The sequence below is a fragment of the Halioglobus sp. Uisw_031 genome (assembly GCF_047729875.1).
In the GTDB taxonomy this organism is placed as follows: Bacteria; Pseudomonadota; Gammaproteobacteria; order Pseudomonadales; family Halieaceae; genus Marimicrobium.
The window spans coordinates 1,187,526-1,207,909 of the sequence record NZ_CP159826.1; the positions used below are offsets into that span (position 1 = coordinate 1,187,526).

Genomic DNA, 20,384 nt, shown 5'->3' on the forward strand with positions numbered 1-20,384 from the left:
TTGGAGTGAGCAGCTCACAGTTTAAATCCTTGCGTTAAACACACTATGCACCATCAATTTAAGGCTTATTTTTATGCACAGACTCATAAAGATTGTTCTACTTTTCGGCCTGTGTGTCGGAGGCTCCGCTGCGTGGGCGAATAGCTATAGCGATACCATAAAGGCATTCAGCGATGCGGGTGAAAGTGGAAAATACTTCAGAATGTCCTATGGTTATGCGTTATTTCCTATCGTAGGCAAGGGGGGACTGTTCTTCGTCGGTGGAGGATACGGTGAAGGTAAGGTATTTGTTGACACCAAACATGTGGGCAATTCCACTATGACACAGTTATCGCTGGGCCCGCAGATTGGAGGACAGGCTTTTAGCCAGATCATTTTTTTCCAACATGAGCAGGCTTTTAATGATTTCACCTCGGGTAACTTTGAATTCAGTGCCCAGGCCTCGGCTGTTGTCATTACAGCCGGCGTATCGGCCGAAGCCAATACAGGGGGTGGAACTTCAGCGGGCATGAGTGGTGGGCGCAATGATGCTGTTACAGCATCTGGCGGCTACCGCAAGGGCATGGCCATCTTTACCATAGCAACAGGCGGATTAATGTTTGAAGCGGCATTGGGGGGGCAGAAATTTAGTTACACACAGCTGTAGCGATGCTCCGTGTGGTCTCGCGCTAGCTCTGATCTTTGGAAGCAGCACGCGCAATGTTCTGCGCATCGACTGGAATATCACCCAACAGAACGACATGCCAGCGGTGTGGTCCATGAGCACCGTAAACTAATTCCCCCTCGATATCGGCTGTACTAGAAGGCCCGGCGATAAAGTTTATGCCGCGGGGGCGTCCGGTTGTTTCCAAAGCATGATTAATTCTTTCCCAAGCCTTCTCCATCGTTGGGACGAGATCGTTTTTATCCACCAGAACGATATGGTGTTCCGGCAGGAAGTTGTTTGCTGCGGGGTTGGCCTTGCTGGTCCAGGTTACCACCGCGCCCGTTTCCACGACGCCTAGCCGGGCGAAGCTAAGGGCTACCGGTTCGCCTGCTTCTAGGCTACCAAAGCGAGGCAGTACTCCCGCATCCCTCCAAGGCATGGCCGCCAGACGAGGGTCGTTGCCGGCCACCAGACGGTAATTGTGGAAATGTGCATACAGATAATGCGCTATCGCCTTGACCGCCTCTGACCGATTACTCACGCAATCCACGCTACCCTGATTTTTCAGTACATTGAGGATAAAGGCCTGACAGTGCTCGGGCGCGGGAGGTGTGGGGGCGGGCGCACTGCCCAGAGACAGTCGCTCGCGCTGAATGTTTTCTTCGGTCTCGCCGCGACTCGCTTTGCGCAGCCTGGAAAAAATCTCTGATCGGGCGCTACCGCTCATTGTTCTGCTTCATCTTGGCCTTGTATAACTGCATAAAGGTGTTTTCTTGAGGGGCTGGAAAATCGCGCTGACTGGTCCACCCGCTGGCGAAAGGTAGTCTTGAAAAGCCGCCTCGTTTGCGACCTAACCGGTGCAATATACGAATGCTTGTAGCGGTCACTGTCTGGTATATCGACGGATGTCTCGCCAGCCAGCTATGCAGTTTCAGACCGTATCGCCAGCGCGGCGCAGATAGTTTTTTTATGCCCTCCTCATGTCGCAAATCGCGCAACAAATCCGGCAGAGGAATATTCGCCGGACATACCTCTGCGCAGCGACCGCAGCTGGTGCATGCATTCGGAAGCAAATGGCTTTGTTCCAGAGAGGTCAATAGCGGTGTCAATACTGAACCTATGGGGCCCGGATAAGCCGAACCGTAGGCGTGTCCTCCTACGCTGGTATAGATAGGGCAGTGATTGAGACAGGCACCGCAGCGTATACATTCGAGTATTTCACGGTAATCGCTGGACAAGATATTACTGCGCTCGTTATCCAGCAGTACGAAATGTGTTTCCAGCGGTCCGTCGATCTCACCTTCGCGACGGGGCCCTGAGTAGAAGCTGGTATAGCAGCTTTGGGGCAGGCCTGTCGCTGAGCGGGCCAGCAATCGTGACATCGCAGTGGCGTCCTCTGCCCGCGGCAGTACCCGGTCGATGGTCGTGCAAATAATTAACACATTGGGCAGATTGGCGCAGAGGTCGCCGTTACCCTCGTTAGTGACCAGCATGGAATATCCATTCTCGGCGATCAGTGCATTGGCGCCAATAACCCCCACTTCAGCCTGCAGGAAATGTTCCCGTAACACAGTACGTGCTTCGGCAACCAGGTCTGAGGTATTCTGCAGCTCCCTGTGGCCCAGATCATGCTTTTGCTGGAATAGTTCGCGAACTTCGTTAGCAGATTTATGCAGCGCTGGGCTCACAATATGGCTTGGTGTTTCCCCTGCCTGCTGGATAATATATTCGCCCAGGTCAGTCTCCATGACATTAAGACCCGCGCTTTGCAAGAAGCTGTTCAGACCGGTCTCTTCCGTCACAATGGATTTTCCCTTGGCGATACGCCGGGCGTCGTGTTGCTGGCAGATATCCAAGACGAGGCTGTTGAATTCCTCGCTGTCACGGGCAAAGTGGACCTGATTGCCGTTGTGCACGGCTTCCTTTTCAAACTGACTGAGGTAATAGTCCAGGTTATCCAGACTGTGTTGCCGAATTTTCTTTACGTGGTGCCTGAGGTCGTCAAAATCTTCGAAACTGTCAATTGCAGCTGTACGTATCTGTGACGCGAACAACGCGATTCTATCGCGGCGCTCGGCCTGCCCACTGTTTTTTAGCGCCTCACTGGCATTGTCGAGAAAGGTGTCGCTATGTTGTTCCATCGGTTACCTTCCCTCTCCGATAGGGGAGCTGTCCATATCTCCGCTTAACAACTCTGCGATATGGCGCACCTCGATCTTTTGACCCTGGCGTTGTGCTCGACCTGCGATATTGAGCAGGCAGCCCAGATCGCCGCCGGCGAGAATTTTGGCCCCGGTAGCGAGTGCATGATCGAGTTTATCATTGACCATTTTCCCTGATATTTCCGGCATCTTTGCACAAAATGTACCGCCAAAACCGCAACAGACTTCGCTCTGCTCTAGTTCATCGACTTCAATGCCACACAGTTCCCGCAGGAGTTCCCGCGGCTGTTCTTTGATGCTCATTTCGCGCAGTCCGGCACAGCCGTCGTGGTAGGTGACGGAGAAGGTGCTCGGCGGGTTATTGCGTTGCGGCTCTATGCGGGCGATGTCTTTCAGGAAAACGGTTAACTCAAAAGTTTTGGCGGCTAGTTTGAGTGCACGATCGCGCCACTCTCCTTGCAGTAGTTTGGGGTAGTGGTGGCATATCATGCCGGCACAAGAGCCGGATGGGACGACAACATAATCAGCGGTTTCTAACAGCGCGATGACTTGCTGGGCAAGGGGCACTGTGGCTTCGTAGTCGCCACTGTTGTATGCAGGTTGGCCGCAACAGGTTTGTTGCAGAGGTACAGTGACCTCACAGCCCGCCTGCTCCAGCAATTTGATGCTGGCGAAGGCTACCGATGGTCGAAACAGGTCTGCCAGGCAGGTGACAAAGAGTGACACCCGCATGCGCTGCGGGGGAGGCGACTGATCGTGATGCTGCTCATTCATGCAGTCCGCATTTCCTTCCTTGTTGCTGATAGTGTAGCGCCGCTGTGGCAGCTCCCAGTAGTGCAGTATATCGAATTGAATGAACCGATGTCGCCCTGCATCGCACCGTGTTGCTCATAGTCTAGAAAATTTCTTGCAGGCAGAGTATTGAGATCGCCGCGACAGCGGCCATAATCATTGCCATGGCGCATTGGGCCAGAGGGTGGCGCGCTTGCAGTAGCTTGACTGCGAGGGTGTTACGATCGACTTTTGCCCCGCGTATCATCATCGGTGTGATCCATTGCTCAATTTGGGCATCTGGGAACACCGGAAGTAAGCGACTGCCGCAGAAGACGACAATATCGTCGATCAGAAGGAAATGTCCCCGATATTGCACATCGGAGCCGCCCGCGAAATGATACATCCCAGTGTGGTCCACGAGTAAAAGTCTGTCCTGCCAAATGCCGATGTGCCCAACGGGCTGCCTTTCGAGTAGTAGCAGGGCGGCAGCTGGGCCGCTGAGTGCTATTAATAGCGCGACGAACGGCCATGCCGTCACGCTTAGCCCTGCGCTCACCAGTATTGCCGCGAGTGCCAGCAGGCTGTAGCTGAAGCGTCTGCGGCGCAATAGCGCGGGCCGATTTTGCATGGGTTCGATCCAGTAGAGTGAATCTGCGTAGTCGTCCAGTGGTTCTGCACCGCGCTCTCGGCGTGATTTGTAGACGAACCTGCGCAATCCCTGCAGGTACCCAGTACATACGCTTACCACGGTGCCCAGTCCACAGATGAGCAGGAGGCCTAGCCATCCTGCGGTGGCAAGACTGGCACGCCGCTGCTGTCGGCTGATCAGTGTTTTTAACTGAGTAGATACCAGTGGTGCCTCAATGGCACCCTGAGCACTCAATCTCTGAATCGCGATGCTATGCGAATTGTTGACCAGGGTTTTCTCGCCCCAACTTGTCAGTTGCAGGGTGCCGTTGGCTATCGGTAGTAGAACGTGCTGAATGTAATTCCAATCTTCGTCGAAACGATACAGCCCCATACTCCCTGACTCCAGGTTTTTTAGGATTGCCCACCAGAAGCCACCCGACCAGACAAAATCGCTAACATCGAATTGTCCGGCCTCTCGTGCGGCCGGTGGCAGCAATGGGATCTCATCCAGTTGTTGACCAAAAGCACTTGTTTCATAGCGGAATACACCGACCCCAGTACCCTGTGGACTATTGATCAATAATAATCCAGCGTGCAGTCGCAATACTGGGTGCGCGGGGATCTCGATGGCAGCGCGAGCCAATATCTTGCCGTCCCGATTCGCTTTTAGCAGCAATCCTGCTGAAGTGTCTATAAGTAACAGGTTGCCATCCACGGGGTTTATTACGAACGCGTCGATACTGATTTCTTTGAGGTCAGGTAAAAAACGCTGACAGTGAGACGTGAGAAGCTCACAGCGCAGCAATGGTAAGTTTGTATCGTCTGATCGCTCTGTGTCATCGATAGTAAGGCTGCCAAAAGCGAACAATGTACCGGTATTGTCAAAGGCCATGGGCGGTTTTAGCGTGGTTACTCCGATGGTGTCTAGCAGCACCTCACCTGTGCTAATGCCAGAACGATCGTGCAACAGCAGGAAATCTCCCGCCAGCAATACGGGCCTGGATCGCTGATCGATGGCGACGTCATCAACGCCAGTGATGATCGGTTCCGTCGGTTGCTCTAAAAAACCCCAGCCCGCTAAAAGAAATCCAAGTAGGGCAATACTGCCTAATAGGTAACTTTGGCGCATGCGTTGGTGAGCTCGCGCACTTCGGTCGCGCACCTCATCGGAATTACGAAAGGGCCGAAGCTTGTACAGATTGGGTTTGCCCGATTGATGTTGGCGCGGGTTCACTGCAGTGGCGTCAGTGGCCGTTCGCAGTGGCTCGGCGAGCTCTGCTTTTACTTCAGATGCCTCCTGTGCATCCAGTTGTGGGTCCACTCTCACAGTATCTGCGCGCGCGCCGGCTGTGACCTTTACCAGTGCGCCTACGGCACCCAGAACCTGCATTTCATGATAATATTGGGCCGCTTCTTTGCGCTCGAGATTGCGGCGCATGACAATGGTTTCTCCTGAAAAACAATGCTCAAGCAGGACTGGATCGTCGATGGTGAACATTTTTCCAAAGCCCAACTTTACTGCTGCTGGATCTTTGCCAGCCAGTATCTCGCCGCTAAACGTGAGGTTAAATGTGTTCACCTCGCGCTCAATGTCTCCTTTCATTTTTATCGTTATTTGCAGTAAATGTACGAGGATTTAGGGTTCTTTACCAGCGGCACAACTTATCAATAGTGATTCTCAGCGCTGGAGGCGGCTGGTATTGGAAAGCCTAGGGTGTCACCGAATCAACAACCTTGAAGGTCAGGCCTGCGCTTGAGGTTAAACGGTTCAGGTACTTGCCGGCTAAAGCTGAAGCAGGTGTCCAGAACCCTCCGCCCACGGTTAGCTCATCTTTTGCTAGACATACGGCAGCTTCGCCTAGCATTTTAGCGGTTGAGCCGTATCCCGGGTCTAAGTCACCACTGACGCTGATCGTGATCTCTTTTTGAGGGTTCTGAGAGTCAATGCCGCGAAAAAAAACTTCATAGTAGCCGGCCTCTCGCTGATCACGCGTTGGCCCTTCACCCGGCTTGGGCAAAAAGCGTTGTGCCAGTTTTCGTGTTGGGCCCAAGGCTAACGCAACCATACCTATACCGCCTGCAACACTATTACGAGTGGCCTCATAGCGGGAGGTATTGAGTGTGGCTTCGTCATAGCGGAAACTCTCGCCCCACGGAAAGCCCAGCAGCGCGTTGCTGCGGCGCACTACGCGAGTGTTAATCGCTGCCATGATGAAAGGCGAGGTCCACTGGTTAAAGTCCGCATCAAATTTTGCGCCTGTCTGGTCGGGGCCATCCCTGCCATCGGGTGTGTCCGCAGGGTAGAGCGCATAGGGATTAGCCACTTCGCGTCGCACGGACGGGTCGTTCTGAGCCTCTTCCATCATGTTGAGGACACTGGCGATTGTGCCGCCACTGGCGGCGCCCCTATTTTTGCCAACTCGGCCTTTGACCCGCTGTGCATACACACCATGACGTTCGAACATCACCTGCTGTAGATACCAGTTTCCCATATCAAAGGGTACTGAATCGAAGCCGCAGGTATGCACAATGCGGGCTCCACTCGCCTCGGCGGCTTTCTGATACTGAGGGATTACCCGCGCCATCCATTGCACTTCACCCGTTAGATCGCAGTAATGTGTGCCGGCCTCGACGCAGGACTCGACCAGCGTTGTCCCATATTTCGCGTAGGGTCCAACCGTCGTGCATATCACGCGCGCCTTCTGTACTAGTGTCGCAAGGCTGTCGGGGTCGTTGCTGTCGGCGATGAGGATGGGAAGCTGGTCATGCTGTCCATCGGGAAGACAGGACTGTCGCACAGACTCAAGTTTGTTACGATTACGCCCGGCGATGGCCCAGCGCAGTTCACCGTCCACGCCATAGGTTTCCACTAGGTACTCCACGACTAATTGACCTGTAAAGCCGGTCGCTCCCCAGACGATAATATCGAATTCGCGGTTGGACATTAGAATCTCCTAGTGAATGCCGTGCATCATTTTTTTCAACAATGGGGATAGTAATAACAATAGTGCTGCCATTGCCAGGCCCACGTACAGTAAATTAGTAAATAACGCCGTATAGCTTGCTAGTGCCGCGCCGATATCGGTCACTGCGCCGTTAACGGTTTCAACCGCTGCCAGCTTAGCCAATTGTACGGCAACAAACTCAGAGTAAGCCGTTGCCAGAAACCAGGCTCCCATCATGACCCCGACCACGCTTGGAACGGAGAGTTTGGTGACGGCTGATAGCCCGACAGGGGAGAGACATAGCTCGCCAGTGGTGTGTAATAAGTAGGCCAGCACCATCCAATACCCAGCCACCATGCCGGCCTCGTTCGGTGTGGCTGCGCCGATGACAAGAGCCCCAAATCCGAGTCCTGCCTGAGCGATACCCATCGCGAACTTAACGGGAGTGTTAGGCTCGAGCCCCCGTCGACCTAAAAAGATCCAGAGCCAGGCAAAAAGCGGGGCAAACACAAAAATAAAGAAAGCGTTGAGTGAGCCAAACTGGGATGCCGTCATCTCCAAGCCGAGAATATTACGATCCAGTACACGGTCGGCGTACAGAGTCATAGAGGCGGAGGCTTGCTCAAATAGCGCCCAGAATACCACGCTAGACATGGTTAGAATGATCAGCGCCAGCATGCGGCTGCGCTCAATCGGATTGCATTTGACCATGATGAACCAACCCAGCCCTAGCAGGACTGTCAGTGAGAGTAGGTTAAGGGTGTACCCAACCGCGCTGTGAAATTGCAGCATTTTCCAGACCGCAATAACGCCCAGCAGGCCGCACAGATAGATTGTCCATTCCTTATTCAGGCCGATCGGAGATTTTTGTTTAAGAGTAGCGCTATTGTGGGGTTCGGCAAGACCGTGTAGGTATTTTTGTCCGAGCAGAAAAGTGGCCAGTCCTATGGCCATTCCAATTCCTGCCACACCGAAACCGTAGCGCCAGCCAAAAGTTTCGCCAAGGTAGCCGCACAGTAAAGTCGCAGCAAAGGCGCCCATGTTGATGCCCATATAAAAAATAGTAAAGCCTGCATCACGCCTTGGATCGTCCTGAGCATAGAGCTTACCCACAATCGTCGAGATGTTTGGCTTGAGAAAGCCCACTCCGATGACGATCAGTGCCAGCGACAAATAAAAGACTTGTAGACTGCCCTCATCGCGAATGACCTGGTCCCCGACTACGCGAGCTTGCTCTCCCTCCATCGCCATGCCCAGATGGCCTAATACCAGTAATACCCCACCGAAGATGACGGCCTTGCGCATACCTAAATAGCGGTCTGCCAGCAGGCCACCTATAACGGGCATGGCGTATACCAGTGCGGCGTAGCTGCCGAGTACTTCGAGTCCATTGCTATCACTGAACAGGTGGTATTTCGTTAGGTAAAGCAGCAGAAGGAATTTCATGCCATAGAAAGAAAAACGTTCCCACATTTCAGTGGCAAAGCAGACAAATAGACCAACGGGATGACCGAAAAAGGCGTTGTCTGTTACGGGCAAGGGTGATGCCGCATTGGCGTTGGTCATTATTATTCTGCTTCCGATGAGGTCGAGGCTGGGTCGGTTTTCACCATTATAGGCACTAGAGCGTCGGTGTCGCATCTTTTTTGCGGGTGCGAATCCTGTAGCGACAGGTTATGCTTGCTCGCTTGTAAAGATGCCGCTGCCCATTATAGCCAATGAAAGCCGATCAAATGACCCCTAGTACCAAGACCCAGCGCCACTTCACTTGGTTGTTGTTGGTTGCGGTGGTGATGTTTCTGGCGGCCTGTGATGAGCGGCCCTGGAATGATCCGCAGTTGCCGTCTCCCGACGGGCTGGCCACTTACCAGTCAATGATTATCTCTACTCCGCCCAAGCACCTCGACCCGGCGATCTCCTATGCCTCAGACGAATCATTGTTTACGATGCAGATTTATGAGCCACCTCTGACTTACCATTTTCTCAAACGTCCCTACGAGCTGATTCCAGGCGCATTGGTCTCCTTGCCAGAGGTGAGCTATCTTGATTCTTCAGGCAATGTGGTGAATGAGGACGATGAGTCAGTAGCCTTTACCCGGTACACCCTGCATTTGCGCGATGATCTGCACTATCAGCCTCATCCGGCTTTTGCACTCGACGCATCCGGGCGGCCTGAATATTTGTTTGAGACTGCGGCGGCCGGTGAGCGCTATCACCAAATTCCGGATTTTCCTCATACGGGTGATCGTCCGGTACATGCCAACGACTATGTCTATGCCATTAAGCGGCTAGCCGACCCGGTCATTGGGTCTCCCATGCTGGGTTTCATGTCCCAATATATTGTCGGTATGAAGGCGTTTTCCGAGCAAGTGGCTTCTCTGCCCCGTGATCAGTGGCTTGACCTAGACAACTACGCTATGGAAGGCCTCGAGGTGGTGGATGAGCGTACGTTGACTATTACGATTATCGGTCGTTATCCACAATTTTTATTCTGGTTAGCGATGCCGTTTTTTTCACCTGTCGGGCCGGAAGTCGATCAGTTTTATCACAACCCAGGCTTCGTCGATCGTAATCTCACCCTGGACTGGTGGCCGGTCGGTTCCGGACCATTTCTTATGGCCAGCAATGATCCCAACAGCGAAATTATACTGGAACGTAATCCTAATTACCGGGACGATTTTTTTCCATCAGAGGGCGAGCCGGGGGATTTAGAGGCAGGGTTTTTGGCGGATGCTGGTAAGCCTATTCCTTTTGTGGACCGTGCGGTTTTTCGAATTGAAAAAGAGTCGTTGTCGCAGTGGACCAAGTTTCTACAGGGTTACTATGATCGCTCAGGAGAGGTCCACAGCCAGCCCGCTGGGCTATTCGATCGAGCCTTCCAGATCGGTGCCAATGGGGTGGAGCTTGCGCCAGAATTGAAAGAACACAACATCACTATGTCGCCGGATGTGCAGCCGGCTGTTTATTATTACGGATTCAATATGCGTGATCCGGTTGTAGGTGGCTACACCGAGAAAAAACGGAAGTTGCGACGGGCTTTACAGATTGCCTTCCGAACGGAAGATTACCTCAATATTTTTTACATGGGCAATGGTATCGTAGCCGAAAACCCTATTCCTCCGGGCATTCCTGGTCATTTGGAGGGTGAGGCCGGAATGAACCCCTATGTCTACGATTGGGTAGATGGCGTGGCGCAGCGAAAATCGGTCGAATACGCCCGGCAACTGCTAGCGGAGGCGGGCTACCCCAATGGCCGTGATGAGATTACCGGTGAACCGTTAAAGATTTTTCTAGATGTTCAGAGTCAGGCGATCAACAACACTCTGATGACTTGGATTGTCCGTGTGTTTTCACAGATTGGTGTGCAGGTGGAATTTCGTCCTGCTGATTTCAACCGAACACGGGAGAAAATGCTGACCGGGAATACGCAGATATTCTCATTCGGTTGGTCGGCTGATTATCCTGACCCGGAGAATTTTTTGTTTTTGCTCTATGGACCAGAGGGCCCTCTGGAATGCGGGTGCGATGGTGCTAATAATGGCAACTACGCTAACGAGGAATATGATAGTTTATTCCGTCAGATGCGCATTTTACCGCAGGGACCTGAGCGCGATTCACTCGTCGCTCGAATGGTCGAGCTGTTCCGTCATGACGCGGTGTGGCTATTTGCCTATTACCCCACGGAAATATTCTTGAATAACAGCTGGGTGCATAACAATAAGCGCCACGGTATTTCTAGAGCCACATTAAAGTATGTTCGAGTCGAGCCTGACGAGCGAGCCAAAATGCAGAACCGTTGGAACCAACCGATTACGAAACCCCTTTACGCGGCGGCTCTCATTTTAGTCGCATTGGCGTTGCCCGGAGTCATTGCCTATCGCCGTCGTCAGAAAGCGACTGCACGGCACGCACAGGAATAGTTATGCTGACCTATATTATTCGACGACTGTTTTACGCCATCCCTATTTTGCTGGGTGTTAATCTGCTGACGTTTACGCTATTTTTTGTGGTGAATTCCCCTGACGATATGGCGGTCTCCCAGCTGGGAGCGAAATATGTGACACCCGAAGCTATCCAGTCATGGAAGAAAAAAAATGGCTATGACAAGCCGCTTTTTTATAATCCTGACGCTGCTGGCAGTGGTGCTGTGACGGAAACGATTTTCTTTGCCAAGTCACTCCGATTGTTTGCATTTGACTTTGGTCGATCTGAGAGCGGGCGCGATATCACCACTGACATATCCACGCGCATGTGGCCAAGCTTGGCGGTGGCGGTGCCGAGCTTTGTAGTGGGTATCTGGGTGAATATTTGTGTCGCGCTACTGGTAGTGATGTTCCACGCCACGCGACTGGATCGCTGGATCGTGTTTGTATTCGTGGCGATGATGTCGATTTCTTATTTGTTTTATATTATCGGGGGACAATATCTTGTGGCCAAAACTTGGCGGCTGGTACCTATTTCCGGTTTTCATGCCCATGGACAGTTCTGGAAGTTTTTAATCTTGCCCGTGCTAGTCGGTGTTGTGGCGGGTATTGGGTCTGGAGCACGCTGGTATCGCACGCTATTTTTGGAGGAAGCAAACCAAGACTATGTGCGCACTGCGAGAGCGAAGGGCGCCAGCGAGATCCGCATCCTTTTTAGGCATATATTGCCTAACGCACTGATCCCCATCCTTACCGGCATTGTAGTGTTGATACCGTCGCTGTTTATGGGTGGACTGTTGGTGGAATCGTTTTTCGGCATCCCGGGCCTAGGCAGCTATATGCTTGATGCCATCAAGTCGCAGGACTTTGCCATCGTTCGCAGTATGGTGTTTATAGGCTCCATCCTGTACATCATCGGACTTATCCTTACTGATATTTCCTATACCTGGGCTGATCCTAGGTTGCGGTTGGATTAGCAGATGAAGCCCTTGCTGCTCTGGTCCGACGTATTGATTTATTTATTGGTACTGGCGCTGTGCCTGTTTTTCCTGCGGTTGCGGCGCGATCCCCAGACACGAGAGCACTGGCGGCGGGTATTTAGCACACGCCTAGGTATGGTGACTTTCACGCTGATTTTGGTCTATGTCGGTATAGCACTGCTCGATTCGCTGCACTTCCGTCGAGCGCTGGAGCCCGTTGAAGGAGCGCAAAGTAGTGAGGTCTTTTACAATAATCAGGTCACCAGCGCTCTGGATGTAATGCTGGTGGGGATGGGTGAGCGCTTTGAGCGCACCTACTCTGCGCCCTTTGCACTGAAGTCCTTTGCGAAAGAGAACATGAAGGATGAAAATGGCCTGTTATACAGAGATTTTCCCCTACTCGAGCATGCGGGACGCCATCTTTCAAAACCCGCAGAGCGCTGGGCAGATGTTGTTGCGAGGACCCTCTGGGCGCTGGTCTGTGGCCTATTGATCTCGGCTGTATTGGTCGGCGTGCAATGGGCTTTTTTGCGCCGTAGTTCACTGCCCTGGTATGCCTCATGGGGGACACAGACGGCCGTCATCTGTTTGGCGGTGTGGCTGGTGCTTATCAGTCGTTACTACCATGTATTGGGCACCGATCGTGGTGGCGTCGATGTGGCCTATCAGAGTATCAAGGGTGTACGCACAGCCGTGCTATTGGGTACGTTGGCTACGCTGATTATGCTGCCCATTGCGGTTACTCTTGGTGTGATGGCAGGATATTTCAAGGGCTGGGTGGATGATGTAGTACAGTATCTCTACACCACCATGAGTTCCATCCCGGGTATTTTACTGATCGCCGCTTCTGTACTGTTGTTTCAGGTGTATATCGACTTGCATCCGGACTTCTTTTCTACCGGTATGGAAAAAGCCGATGCGCGATTTATTGCTCTGTGTTTTATTTTGGGTGTCACCAGTTGGTCGTCTCTTTGTCGTTTGATCCGCGGAGAAACACTGAAGATCAGTCAGCTGGAATTCGTCCAGGCCGCGCACGCTTTCGGCGTGAGCCACAGCCGTATCGTGACGCGTCACATATTGCCCAATGTCGTTCACATTATTTTGATTACCTTTGTACTTGATTTCAGTTCGCTGGTATTAGCAGAGGCGGTGCTGTCCTATATTGGGGTGGGCATTGATCCTGCGATGGGCAGTTGGGGCAATATGATTAACAGCGCTCGATCTGAATTGTCTCGTGAGCCTGTCGTATGGTGGACACTCAGTGGGGCGTTCTTCTTTATGTTTGTACTAGTGCTGGCAGCCAATCTGTTTGCGGATTTGGTGCGTGATGCTTTTGATCCGCGTACCGGATCAGGGGTGGCTCCCGCATGACGGGGCGGTCTACTGTTGTTATGCAGGTACAGAATCTCAGAGTGAAAGCGCTGGAGACGGGTGACACCATACTCAATGGCGTCAGCTTCGAGTTAAAGGCTGGCGAGATATTCGCGCTAGTCGGTGAGTCGGGTAGTGGTAAATCGGTGACCTCTCTTGCGGCGATGCGTCTGTTGCCGACGGCTCTGGGGATCACCGGTGGCGAGGTTCGGGTTGCGGGCTTGGATCTGTTGGAGCTGCCAGAAGCGGATATGCAGACAGTGCGCGGTGAGCGTGTGGCGATGATTTTCCAAAATGCCATGTCTGCCTTGAATCCAGTACAGACGGTCGGTGAGCAGGTCGCTGAGACCCTACGTTTGCACACATCCTTAAGGGGCGGCGCTCTTCGGCAGAGGGTTATGCAATTATTTGCAGAGGTAGGTATCCAGAGCCCAGATGAACGCTATGGCTTCTACCCACACCAGTTATCGGGGGGACAACAGCAGCGCGTGATGATTGCGATGGCGCTAGCCTGCGAGCCCGATATTCTCATCGCTGATGAGCCTACGACTGCACTTGATGTGACTATTCAGCAGCAGGTGTTGGCGCTGATCAGAGGCTTGACCCGCTCGCGCCAGTTGGCGGTGTTGCTGATCACGCACGATATGGGCGTGGTCAGAAATACGGCCGATGAGGTCGCTGTTATGTATCGCGGCGAAATTATCGAGCGAGCGCCAGTGGATGCTTTTTTTCGCAATCCCAAAGAGGCCTACAGCCGCAGACTGATTGAAGCTTTGCCAGACCTTACAGATTTCCACAGTACCTTTGAAGGTGAGGCGTTGTTGCAACTGGATGATGTCAAAGTACACTTTCCGATTCGCAAGGGTATTTTACAGCGAGTCTCAGATTACGTTCGAGCTGTCGATGGCGTGTCGCTCAGCATTGGTCGGGGAGAGACCTATGCACTGGTGGGTGAGTCCGGGAGTGGCAAGTCGACTCTCGGCCGTGCCATCCTGAATCTTGACCGAATTTCGACAGGTAAAATCACCTTCCAAGGCGTCCCGATACAGTCACTAAATCGACGAGCCTTACTACCATACCGTAAGAAAATTCAGGTGATATTTCAGAACCCCTTTTCTTCTATGAATCCGCGTCTCACTGTAAGAGAAATTATTCGTGAAGGTGTGGATAGCCTTATGGGCCTGCCCGTTGCAGAACGCGAACAACGTATAAGCGCGTTATTGGAGCGCGTACAACTGGGTGCTGAGTTTAGCCAACGTTATCCGCATGAACTGTCCGGCGGTCAGTTGCAGCGCGTCGCCATAGCGAGGGCGCTGGCGGTGGAGCCTGAATTGATTATTTGTGATGAGCCTACCAGTGCGTTGGATGTTTCCATCCGTGCAGAGGTATTGGAGTTGCTGCAGGAATTACAGAGCGAGTTCGGCGTCTCCTACCTTTTCATTACGCATGACCTGTCTATTGTTCCCGGCCTGGCACATCGGGTGGGTGTGATGCAGTCGGGCAGGTTGGTAGAGCAAGGTACGACTGAGGAGATTCTGACGCGCCCGCAACACCCCTATACTCGGGCCCTGTTAGCGTCAGTGCCACGGGTTGATGCAGCGTGGTCAACAGACAGTATCGCGGAGTAACGCGATGAATATCGGTAGTCTGGACGATGCCATGGTGCCGTTGCTATGTGGCGGATTGGGGTGAGCCTGCGATTGTCTGGCGGTGATATTGGCTAGCGCCAGCAAATCTGTTGGGTGCGATGGGGTCAAACCGATGAAACTTCCACTGATCTAAAGTAGAATAGCCCGCTTTCGTGATTGGGTAGCTGTATCAGCTGCATCCTATAGAGACTAACCCAGAGAACTACAGTATGAAGAACTACACCATCGCCCTGTTGGCGGGAGACGGGATTGGCCCTGAAATCATGCACGAGGCAGTGAAAATATTTCGCCTGATAGAAGAGCGTAACGATGTCACATTCACCTTGATTGAAGCAGATTTTGGTGCCGCGGCGTATTTCAAGTGCGGCCATCCTTTTCCCGACGAGACCAAGGCGATTTGTGATGAAGCCGATGCCATCATCAAGGGCCCGATCGGCCTGAGTCATGAAGAGTCGAAAAAAATTCCGATCGATATGCAGCCAGAGCGGGGCGCACTATTACCCCTGCGTCGGCGCTACAATACTTTCGCTAATTTCCGTCCTGTGTCGCTGCCGAAGGCTCTCGCACATTTTTCTCCGTTAAAGCCTGAGATCATCGGCGAGGGCATCGATTTAGTCATGGTGCGTGAACTGGTCGGTGGCTTGTACTTTGGTGACAAGGAAGTCGGGGTGAATGAAAAAGGCTTGCGCTATGTTAAGGAGACCTTGGAGTACGACGAGGAACAGATTTGCCGCATCATGCATGAAGCATTGCGGCTATCAATGCGCCGTAAAAAAGTACTGCACAATATCCATAAAAGCAATGTTTTAAAGTCCAGCGTTCTATGGAATGAGGTGTTGGAGGAGGTTGCTGTGGAATATCCGGAGGTAGAGATCAAACACATCCTAGTCGATGCGGCTGCCACACAGTTGTGCCTCAACCCGGGACAGTTTGATGTCATGGTAATGGAAAATATGTTTGGCGATATATTGAGTGATCAGGGCGGCGGTATTCTGGGTTCTCTGGGCTTGATGCCTTCTGCGTGTAAGGGGCCTGAAAAAAGTTACTACGAGCCCTCGCATGGCTCTGCACCTGATATCGCCGGGCAGAATATTGCTAATCCCTATTCCATGATTGGTTCTGTTGCCATGATGTTGGAGGATAGCTTTGGCATGGTGGAGGAGTCGAAAAATGTCTGGACAGCGATGCAGAGTGTGTTTGCTGATGGCTACTCGACGCCGGATCTATCTAAGCCAGGCAGCGGTGTGAAAATGATTAAAACCGCCGAGTTCGGCGATAAAGTGGTCGCGGCGCTGAGGGCAATGCCAGCAGTGGTCTAGTGTCCCAGTACGCATGAGAAACATGATACTACTGGGCTGATGAGCGTTCGTGCAACTGCAAATTGATGATCCGTAGCGCAGCCAATATGCTGGCAAACACCTGGTTAGAGTGCACTCCCCGGGTTTTCGTTTCCTGCCCATCGCAGTCCCAGGTAATAACACACTCTGTTAATGCATTGGTGTGGCCGCCCCTGGGGATACGCACCTCGTAGTCCGCCAGTTTCGGTAATGCATAGTTTTTTGACGCCATGATTTCATTCATGGCGTAGATAAAGGCATCAAAACCGCCGTTCCCCGAGCCGGTAGCCTGCTGTATGTCTCCATCAACATCGACACGTATACTCACCGTCGAGTTTAGGTTTAGTTCGCTGGTGACAGAGCAGTGCAATAGTTTGATGTGGTGATAATTCTTGCTTTCAAGTACCTCGGCGATGATAAAGGGGAGGTCTTCGGTCGTGATCAGTTCTTTCGAGTCACCCAGCTTAACAATTCTCGCCAATACCCTTTGTTGGTTTTCTTCGGACAGCTTCAGCCCCAGTGCTTCGAGATTTTTGGTCAGCGATGCTTTGCCGCTCATCTTGCCCAATGCGTAACTGCGGGTGCGGGAGAAGCGCTCTGGGCTGAGTCGGGTCTTGTAAAGACCGCCTTTGCTGTCTCCATCTGCGTGAATGCCTGCCGTCTGCGTGAATACGTCGGCCCCGACAATGGGCGCATTTGCGGGTACTCTTTTGCCAGAGAAAGATTCAACCATAGTACTAAGTTGTACGATGTAGCTTTCATCGATTGACAGGTCGATGTCCATCTTGTCGCGCAAAACGACACTGATTTCAGCCATTGATGCATTGCCGGCTCGTTCTCCCAGGCAATTGACGGTGCAGTGTATGGAGTTCACTCCGGCTCGAACCGCAGCCATAACATTGGCAGTTGCTAGGCCGTAATCGTTGTGGGGGTGAAAATCGAACTGTTGTTCCCGATAGCGTGCTGTCATATCGCTGAGGCTGTCGAAGACCTCTTGGGGCGCCATAACGCCCAGGGTATCGGGCAGCATGAAGTGACGTATCCCGCAATCTTTCAGCTGATCCATCATTGTGTAAACATAATCACGGCTGTTCATGTAGCCGTTCGACCAGTCCTCGAGGTACGCATTGACCTGCAAACCTTTTTCCAGCGCGTAGTTTACGGTTTGCAAGATTTCAGTTACGTGCTGATCGAGTGTCTTCCCTAACTGCTCCCTGCAATGCTTTTCACTGCCTTTGGTCAGTAGATTGATTACCTGACCACCGGTTTGCAGAATCCAGTCAACACTCTTGGTGTGATCGACAAAACCCAGCACTTCAATTCGGTCACCTAGCCCTTGTTCCTTGGCCCATTGATTGATACTGGAAACCGCTTCCATTTCCCCTTGAGATACCCGTGCCGATGCAACTTCAATGCGATCGACTTTGAGCTGTTTTAACAGTGCGCTAGCGAGATTCACTTTTTCCTCAGGGGAAAAGGAGACTCCTTGGGTTTGCTCCCCGTCGCGCAGAGTGGTGTCCATCAGCTGGATATGTCGTTGTGTCTTGCTCATACGGTTTCCGTCAAAAACTGTGGCCACTGCATGCATGACCTCACACTAATCTAGAAGTATGTCTTGATTGGCCGCGCTTGTACAATCGTGATCCTGTTAATTCGTTAGGCTGCGCAGCGCTTTGCGGCAATAGGGGGCAGGGCCTGTTGTAAGATAGATCGAATGTCTTCAGGTGCGCGTAGCCGTTTGATCTGTTCAAATAGGAGTGCGGCCTGAGGAAAGTAGCCGCGTAGGTAAACCAGCCACTGTTTGAGAGGGTTGCCTGCGTTTCGGGCGTCGTAGTGCAGGAGATTGAGCTCGAAGAAGTGCGCCAATAGCGGCGTGATGTCTGGCCAGTGCAGAGACTCTCCAGGTTCCCCGCAGATCGCCGCTGCCGCAATCAGTCTCGGTAGATCTGGCCGGCATAAGACACCTCGCCCCAGCATCAATGCATCACAGCCGGTGACGGCGAGGCAGCGAAACGCATCGTCGACACTCCAAATATCGCCATTGGCAATGATTGGCAGTGACACTAATTCTCGAGCTTCGGCGATGGCGTCCCAGCAGACAGGCGGGCGATAGCCTTGGCTTTTGGTTCGGGCATGCACCGTAAGTTCGTTCGCGCCGGCGGCTTCTATGCCCGCCACGATATCCAAAAATAGTGCTTTATCCTCATACCCCAGTCGCGTTTTCACTGTGACGGGAATATGCGCAGGCACAGCGGCTCTTGCTGCTGCAGCAATATCGTGAACACGCTGAGGCTCACGTAAAAGAATGGCGCCCCCATTAGAGCGGTTCACTGTTTTAGCAGGGCAACCAAAATTCAGGTCAATACCTAGAGCACCCAGTTCCGCTGCACGTGCAGCGTTGTCCGCCACCACAGTCGGCTGGCCTCCCAGCAGTTGCAGATAAACCGGAACTCCGCAAGCAGTCGTTCCGCCCGCCAGCAGCTCTGGGCAGAGGCGGTGAAAAACGCGTGGCGGCAGCAGGCGATCCGTGACGCGCACGAACTCCGTGACACAGCGGTCTACGCCACCCAGCGAGGTGAGTAACTGACGCATGGTATGGTCAATGACACCTTCCATGGGCGCAAGCATCAGGCGCATAAAAAGGTTATATTCCCGTAACTAATTGATAATGTGACGTTTTTATCCATGAGTGGCTGGCTTGATCTGCTCCGAAAACGCTGTGGACCCCATGTGGGTCAAAATATTGAATCAGTGACCCGGGCTTCACCCCTCGTCCCCAGTCTTTTAGTGTAGTTGAATCAGTTGGTGGGAGGCTAACAATTTCGAGTTCAGTGTCCATAGCCATATCCAAGGTAACGACAGCTTTTAGTCAGGCTCATCCCGCATACTGTCAAGCTCGCACTATTGGTGGCATAGTAGCTAACAATGCGGAAGAGGATATAGCGATGGACATACAAACTGCAGTTCGAACCGTTCTTGGCAAGTACGCGACGTTCACCGGCAGAGCATCCCGTTCGGAATACTGGTGGTGGTTTCTCGCCATGTTGCTGTTCAATCTCTTTTTACGGGTTATTGATGCTGCTGTCTTCGGAGCAGAGGCCTTTGATGGCCAGACAGGGGGTCCGCTGGCAATGGTGGCAGCGCTAGCGCTATTACTGCCGAATCTCGCTGTCGCTGTAAGACGTCTCCGTGACACGGACAGAAGCGGTTGGTGGATACTGATTCTGCTGATACCAATTATTGGTTACCTGATTTTTCTGTACTGGTTAGTACAGCCCAGCCATGAAGGTGAAAATCGATTCGATGAGCCGTCAGAATAATCTAATGGCCCTCTTGAGCGCGTTACACTGCATGTCCGTGACCCATTAGGGGGTGCTGTAAACAAATTCGCGATACAGAAGAGCGCTTAGTTATCCATGCAGCCAATGCAGCGGGTGCTAGCTGAATCAAAGTCTAGCCTGGCCCTCTCGATTTCATCGCCACATCGTAGGCAATACCCGTATGTGCCTGCATCCATGCGACGCAATGCGCTGTCGATTTTCTGTAACTGTATCTTTCTCCGGCGTGTCGTTTCTTGTGCCATCTGCTGGCCTTGTAGCGCGTCCATGCGAGATAGACGACCCATCATGGACTGGTCAAGTGTAACCGTACCAGCGGCCTCTGTATTCGTCTTGCGTATTTGCTCGATCTCTTCTTTGCTAGAGATCAACAACAGCCGAAAGTGATCTAACTGTTTTTTTTTCATGGACTTCAGTCTCGTGGATTAGTCGAGCGCTCTCCATGCCTCGACGTCAATAACAGAAGCGAAAAAACGTTCTGCCATCACATCAACAAGCTGTGAAAAACGCGCTGTAGAATCGTTTGCCAGACAATACAGGCGCACTGGAATACCGAGATAGGGCGGTAAATTTTTATTCTTCTCGATCGTCATTCCCAGATAGCGTCGAAGTTCTCCGCGACTCACGCG

17 protein-coding genes are annotated in these 20,384 nt (G+C 52.5%); 7 read left to right on the plus strand and 10 right to left on the minus strand.

Translation table 11 applies throughout. From position 1 onward, the window contains the following. The first annotated feature begins 73 nt into the window (after window positions 1–73). Window positions 74–646 (plus strand): hypothetical protein, encoded by a 573-nt coding sequence (locus ABXT62_RS05415; RefSeq protein ID WP_415357584.1) that lies wholly within the window; start codon window positions 74–76, stop codon window positions 644–646. A gap of 22 nt (window positions 647–668) precedes the next feature. On the opposite strand, the gene ABXT62_RS05420 is transcribed toward ABXT62_RS05415, so the two are convergent. The 6 genes from ABXT62_RS05420 to ABXT62_RS05445 all read right to left on the minus strand — a co-directional run bounded on the left by ABXT62_RS05420 (window position 669) and on the right by ABXT62_RS05445 (window position 8,723). Continuing rightward, on the minus strand, window positions 669–1,373 hold the full coding sequence (locus ABXT62_RS05420) for a LutC/YkgG family protein (protein ID WP_415357585.1): 705 nt from the start codon (window positions 1,371–1,373) through the stop codon (window positions 669–671). Beyond that, window positions 1,363–2,787: a lactate utilization protein B gene (locus ABXT62_RS05425; RefSeq protein WP_415357586.1), complete on the minus strand. Its 1,425-nt coding sequence runs from the start codon at window positions 2,785–2,787 to the stop codon at window positions 1,363–1,365. Before ABXT62_RS05425 ends, ABXT62_RS05420 begins: the two co-directional genes overlap by 11 nt. Window positions 2,788–2,790: 3 nt before the next feature. Continuing rightward, window positions 2,791–3,582 (minus strand): (Fe-S)-binding protein, encoded by a 792-nt coding sequence (locus ABXT62_RS05430; protein ID WP_415357587.1) that lies wholly within the window; start codon window positions 3,580–3,582, stop codon window positions 2,791–2,793. 121 nt (window positions 3,583–3,703) lie between these two features. Then, window positions 3,704–5,815, minus strand: a complete 2,112-nt coding sequence (locus ABXT62_RS05435; protein WP_415357588.1) for a hypothetical protein — start codon at window positions 5,813–5,815, stop codon at window positions 3,704–3,706. A 106-nt stretch (window positions 5,816–5,921) separates the two neighbouring features. Further along, window positions 5,922–7,157 carry a saccharopine dehydrogenase family protein gene (locus tag ABXT62_RS05440; protein ID WP_415357589.1) on the minus strand — a complete coding sequence of 412 codons (1,236 nt, stop codon included), beginning with the start codon at window positions 7,155–7,157 and terminating at the stop codon, window positions 5,922–5,924. 9 nt (window positions 7,158–7,166) lie between these two features. After that, window positions 7,167–8,723, minus strand: coding sequence for a peptide MFS transporter (locus ABXT62_RS05445; protein WP_415357590.1), 1,557 nt, complete (start codon window positions 8,721–8,723; stop codon window positions 7,167–7,169). Window positions 8,724–8,890: 167 nt separating this feature from the next. Between ABXT62_RS05445 and ABXT62_RS05450 the strand changes: the two genes are divergently transcribed. From ABXT62_RS05450 to leuB, 5 genes are all read left to right on the plus strand, one after another. Continuing rightward, window positions 8,891–11,077, plus strand: coding sequence for an ABC transporter substrate-binding protein (locus ABXT62_RS05450; RefSeq protein ID WP_415357592.1), 2,187 nt, complete (start codon window positions 8,891–8,893; stop codon window positions 11,075–11,077). Between the two features lie 2 nt (window positions 11,078–11,079). Continuing rightward, window positions 11,080–12,057, plus strand: a complete 978-nt coding sequence (locus ABXT62_RS05455; protein ID WP_415357593.1) for an ABC transporter permease — start codon at window positions 11,080–11,082, stop codon at window positions 12,055–12,057. A 3-nt stretch (window positions 12,058–12,060) separates the two neighbouring features. Continuing rightward, window positions 12,061–13,431 carry an ABC transporter permease gene (locus ABXT62_RS05460; RefSeq protein WP_415357594.1) on the plus strand — a complete coding sequence of 457 codons (1,371 nt, stop codon included), beginning with the start codon at window positions 12,061–12,063 and terminating at the stop codon, window positions 13,429–13,431. Continuing rightward, complete coding sequence (locus ABXT62_RS05465; protein WP_415357595.1) at window positions 13,428–15,059, plus strand: ABC transporter ATP-binding protein; 1,632 nt, start codon at window positions 13,428–13,430, stop codon at window positions 15,057–15,059. Before ABXT62_RS05460 ends, ABXT62_RS05465 begins: the two co-directional genes overlap by 4 nt. A 230-nt stretch (window positions 15,060–15,289) precedes the next feature. Continuing rightward, entirely contained in the window at window positions 15,290–16,399 is a 1,110-nt protein-coding gene (gene leuB / locus ABXT62_RS05470) for a 3-isopropylmalate dehydrogenase (RefSeq protein ID WP_415357596.1), read from the plus strand. Between the two features lie 28 nt (window positions 16,400–16,427). Here leuB and ABXT62_RS05475 read toward each other — a convergent pair whose 3' ends face one another. After that, window positions 16,428–17,969, minus strand: a complete 1,542-nt coding sequence (locus ABXT62_RS05475) for an alpha-isopropylmalate synthase regulatory domain-containing protein (RefSeq protein WP_415357597.1) — start codon at window positions 17,967–17,969, stop codon at window positions 16,428–16,430. A gap of 104 nt (window positions 17,970–18,073) precedes the next feature. After that, window positions 18,074–19,054, minus strand: coding sequence for a tRNA dihydrouridine synthase (locus ABXT62_RS05480; protein WP_415357598.1), 981 nt, complete (start codon window positions 19,052–19,054; stop codon window positions 18,074–18,076). Window positions 19,055–19,362: 308 nt separating this feature from the next. Here ABXT62_RS05480 and ABXT62_RS05485 point away from each other — a divergent pair, with 308 nt between their 5' ends. After that, window positions 19,363–19,737: a DUF805 domain-containing protein gene (locus ABXT62_RS05485; RefSeq protein WP_415357599.1), complete on the plus strand. Its 375-nt coding sequence runs from the start codon at window positions 19,363–19,365 to the stop codon at window positions 19,735–19,737. A gap of 86 nt (window positions 19,738–19,823) precedes the next feature. Here the strand turns inward: ABXT62_RS05485 and ABXT62_RS05490 are convergent, their stop codons facing one another. Both ABXT62_RS05490 and ABXT62_RS05495 read right to left on the minus strand, forming a co-directional pair. Beyond that, entirely contained in the window at window positions 19,824–20,162 is a 339-nt protein-coding gene (locus tag ABXT62_RS05490) for a TraR/DksA family transcriptional regulator (protein ID WP_415357600.1), read from the minus strand. Window positions 20,163–20,180: 18 nt separating this feature from the next. After that, entirely contained in the window at window positions 20,181–20,381 is a 201-nt protein-coding gene (locus ABXT62_RS05495) for a hypothetical protein (RefSeq protein ID WP_415357601.1), read from the minus strand. Window positions 20,382–20,384: the final 3 nt, after the last annotated feature.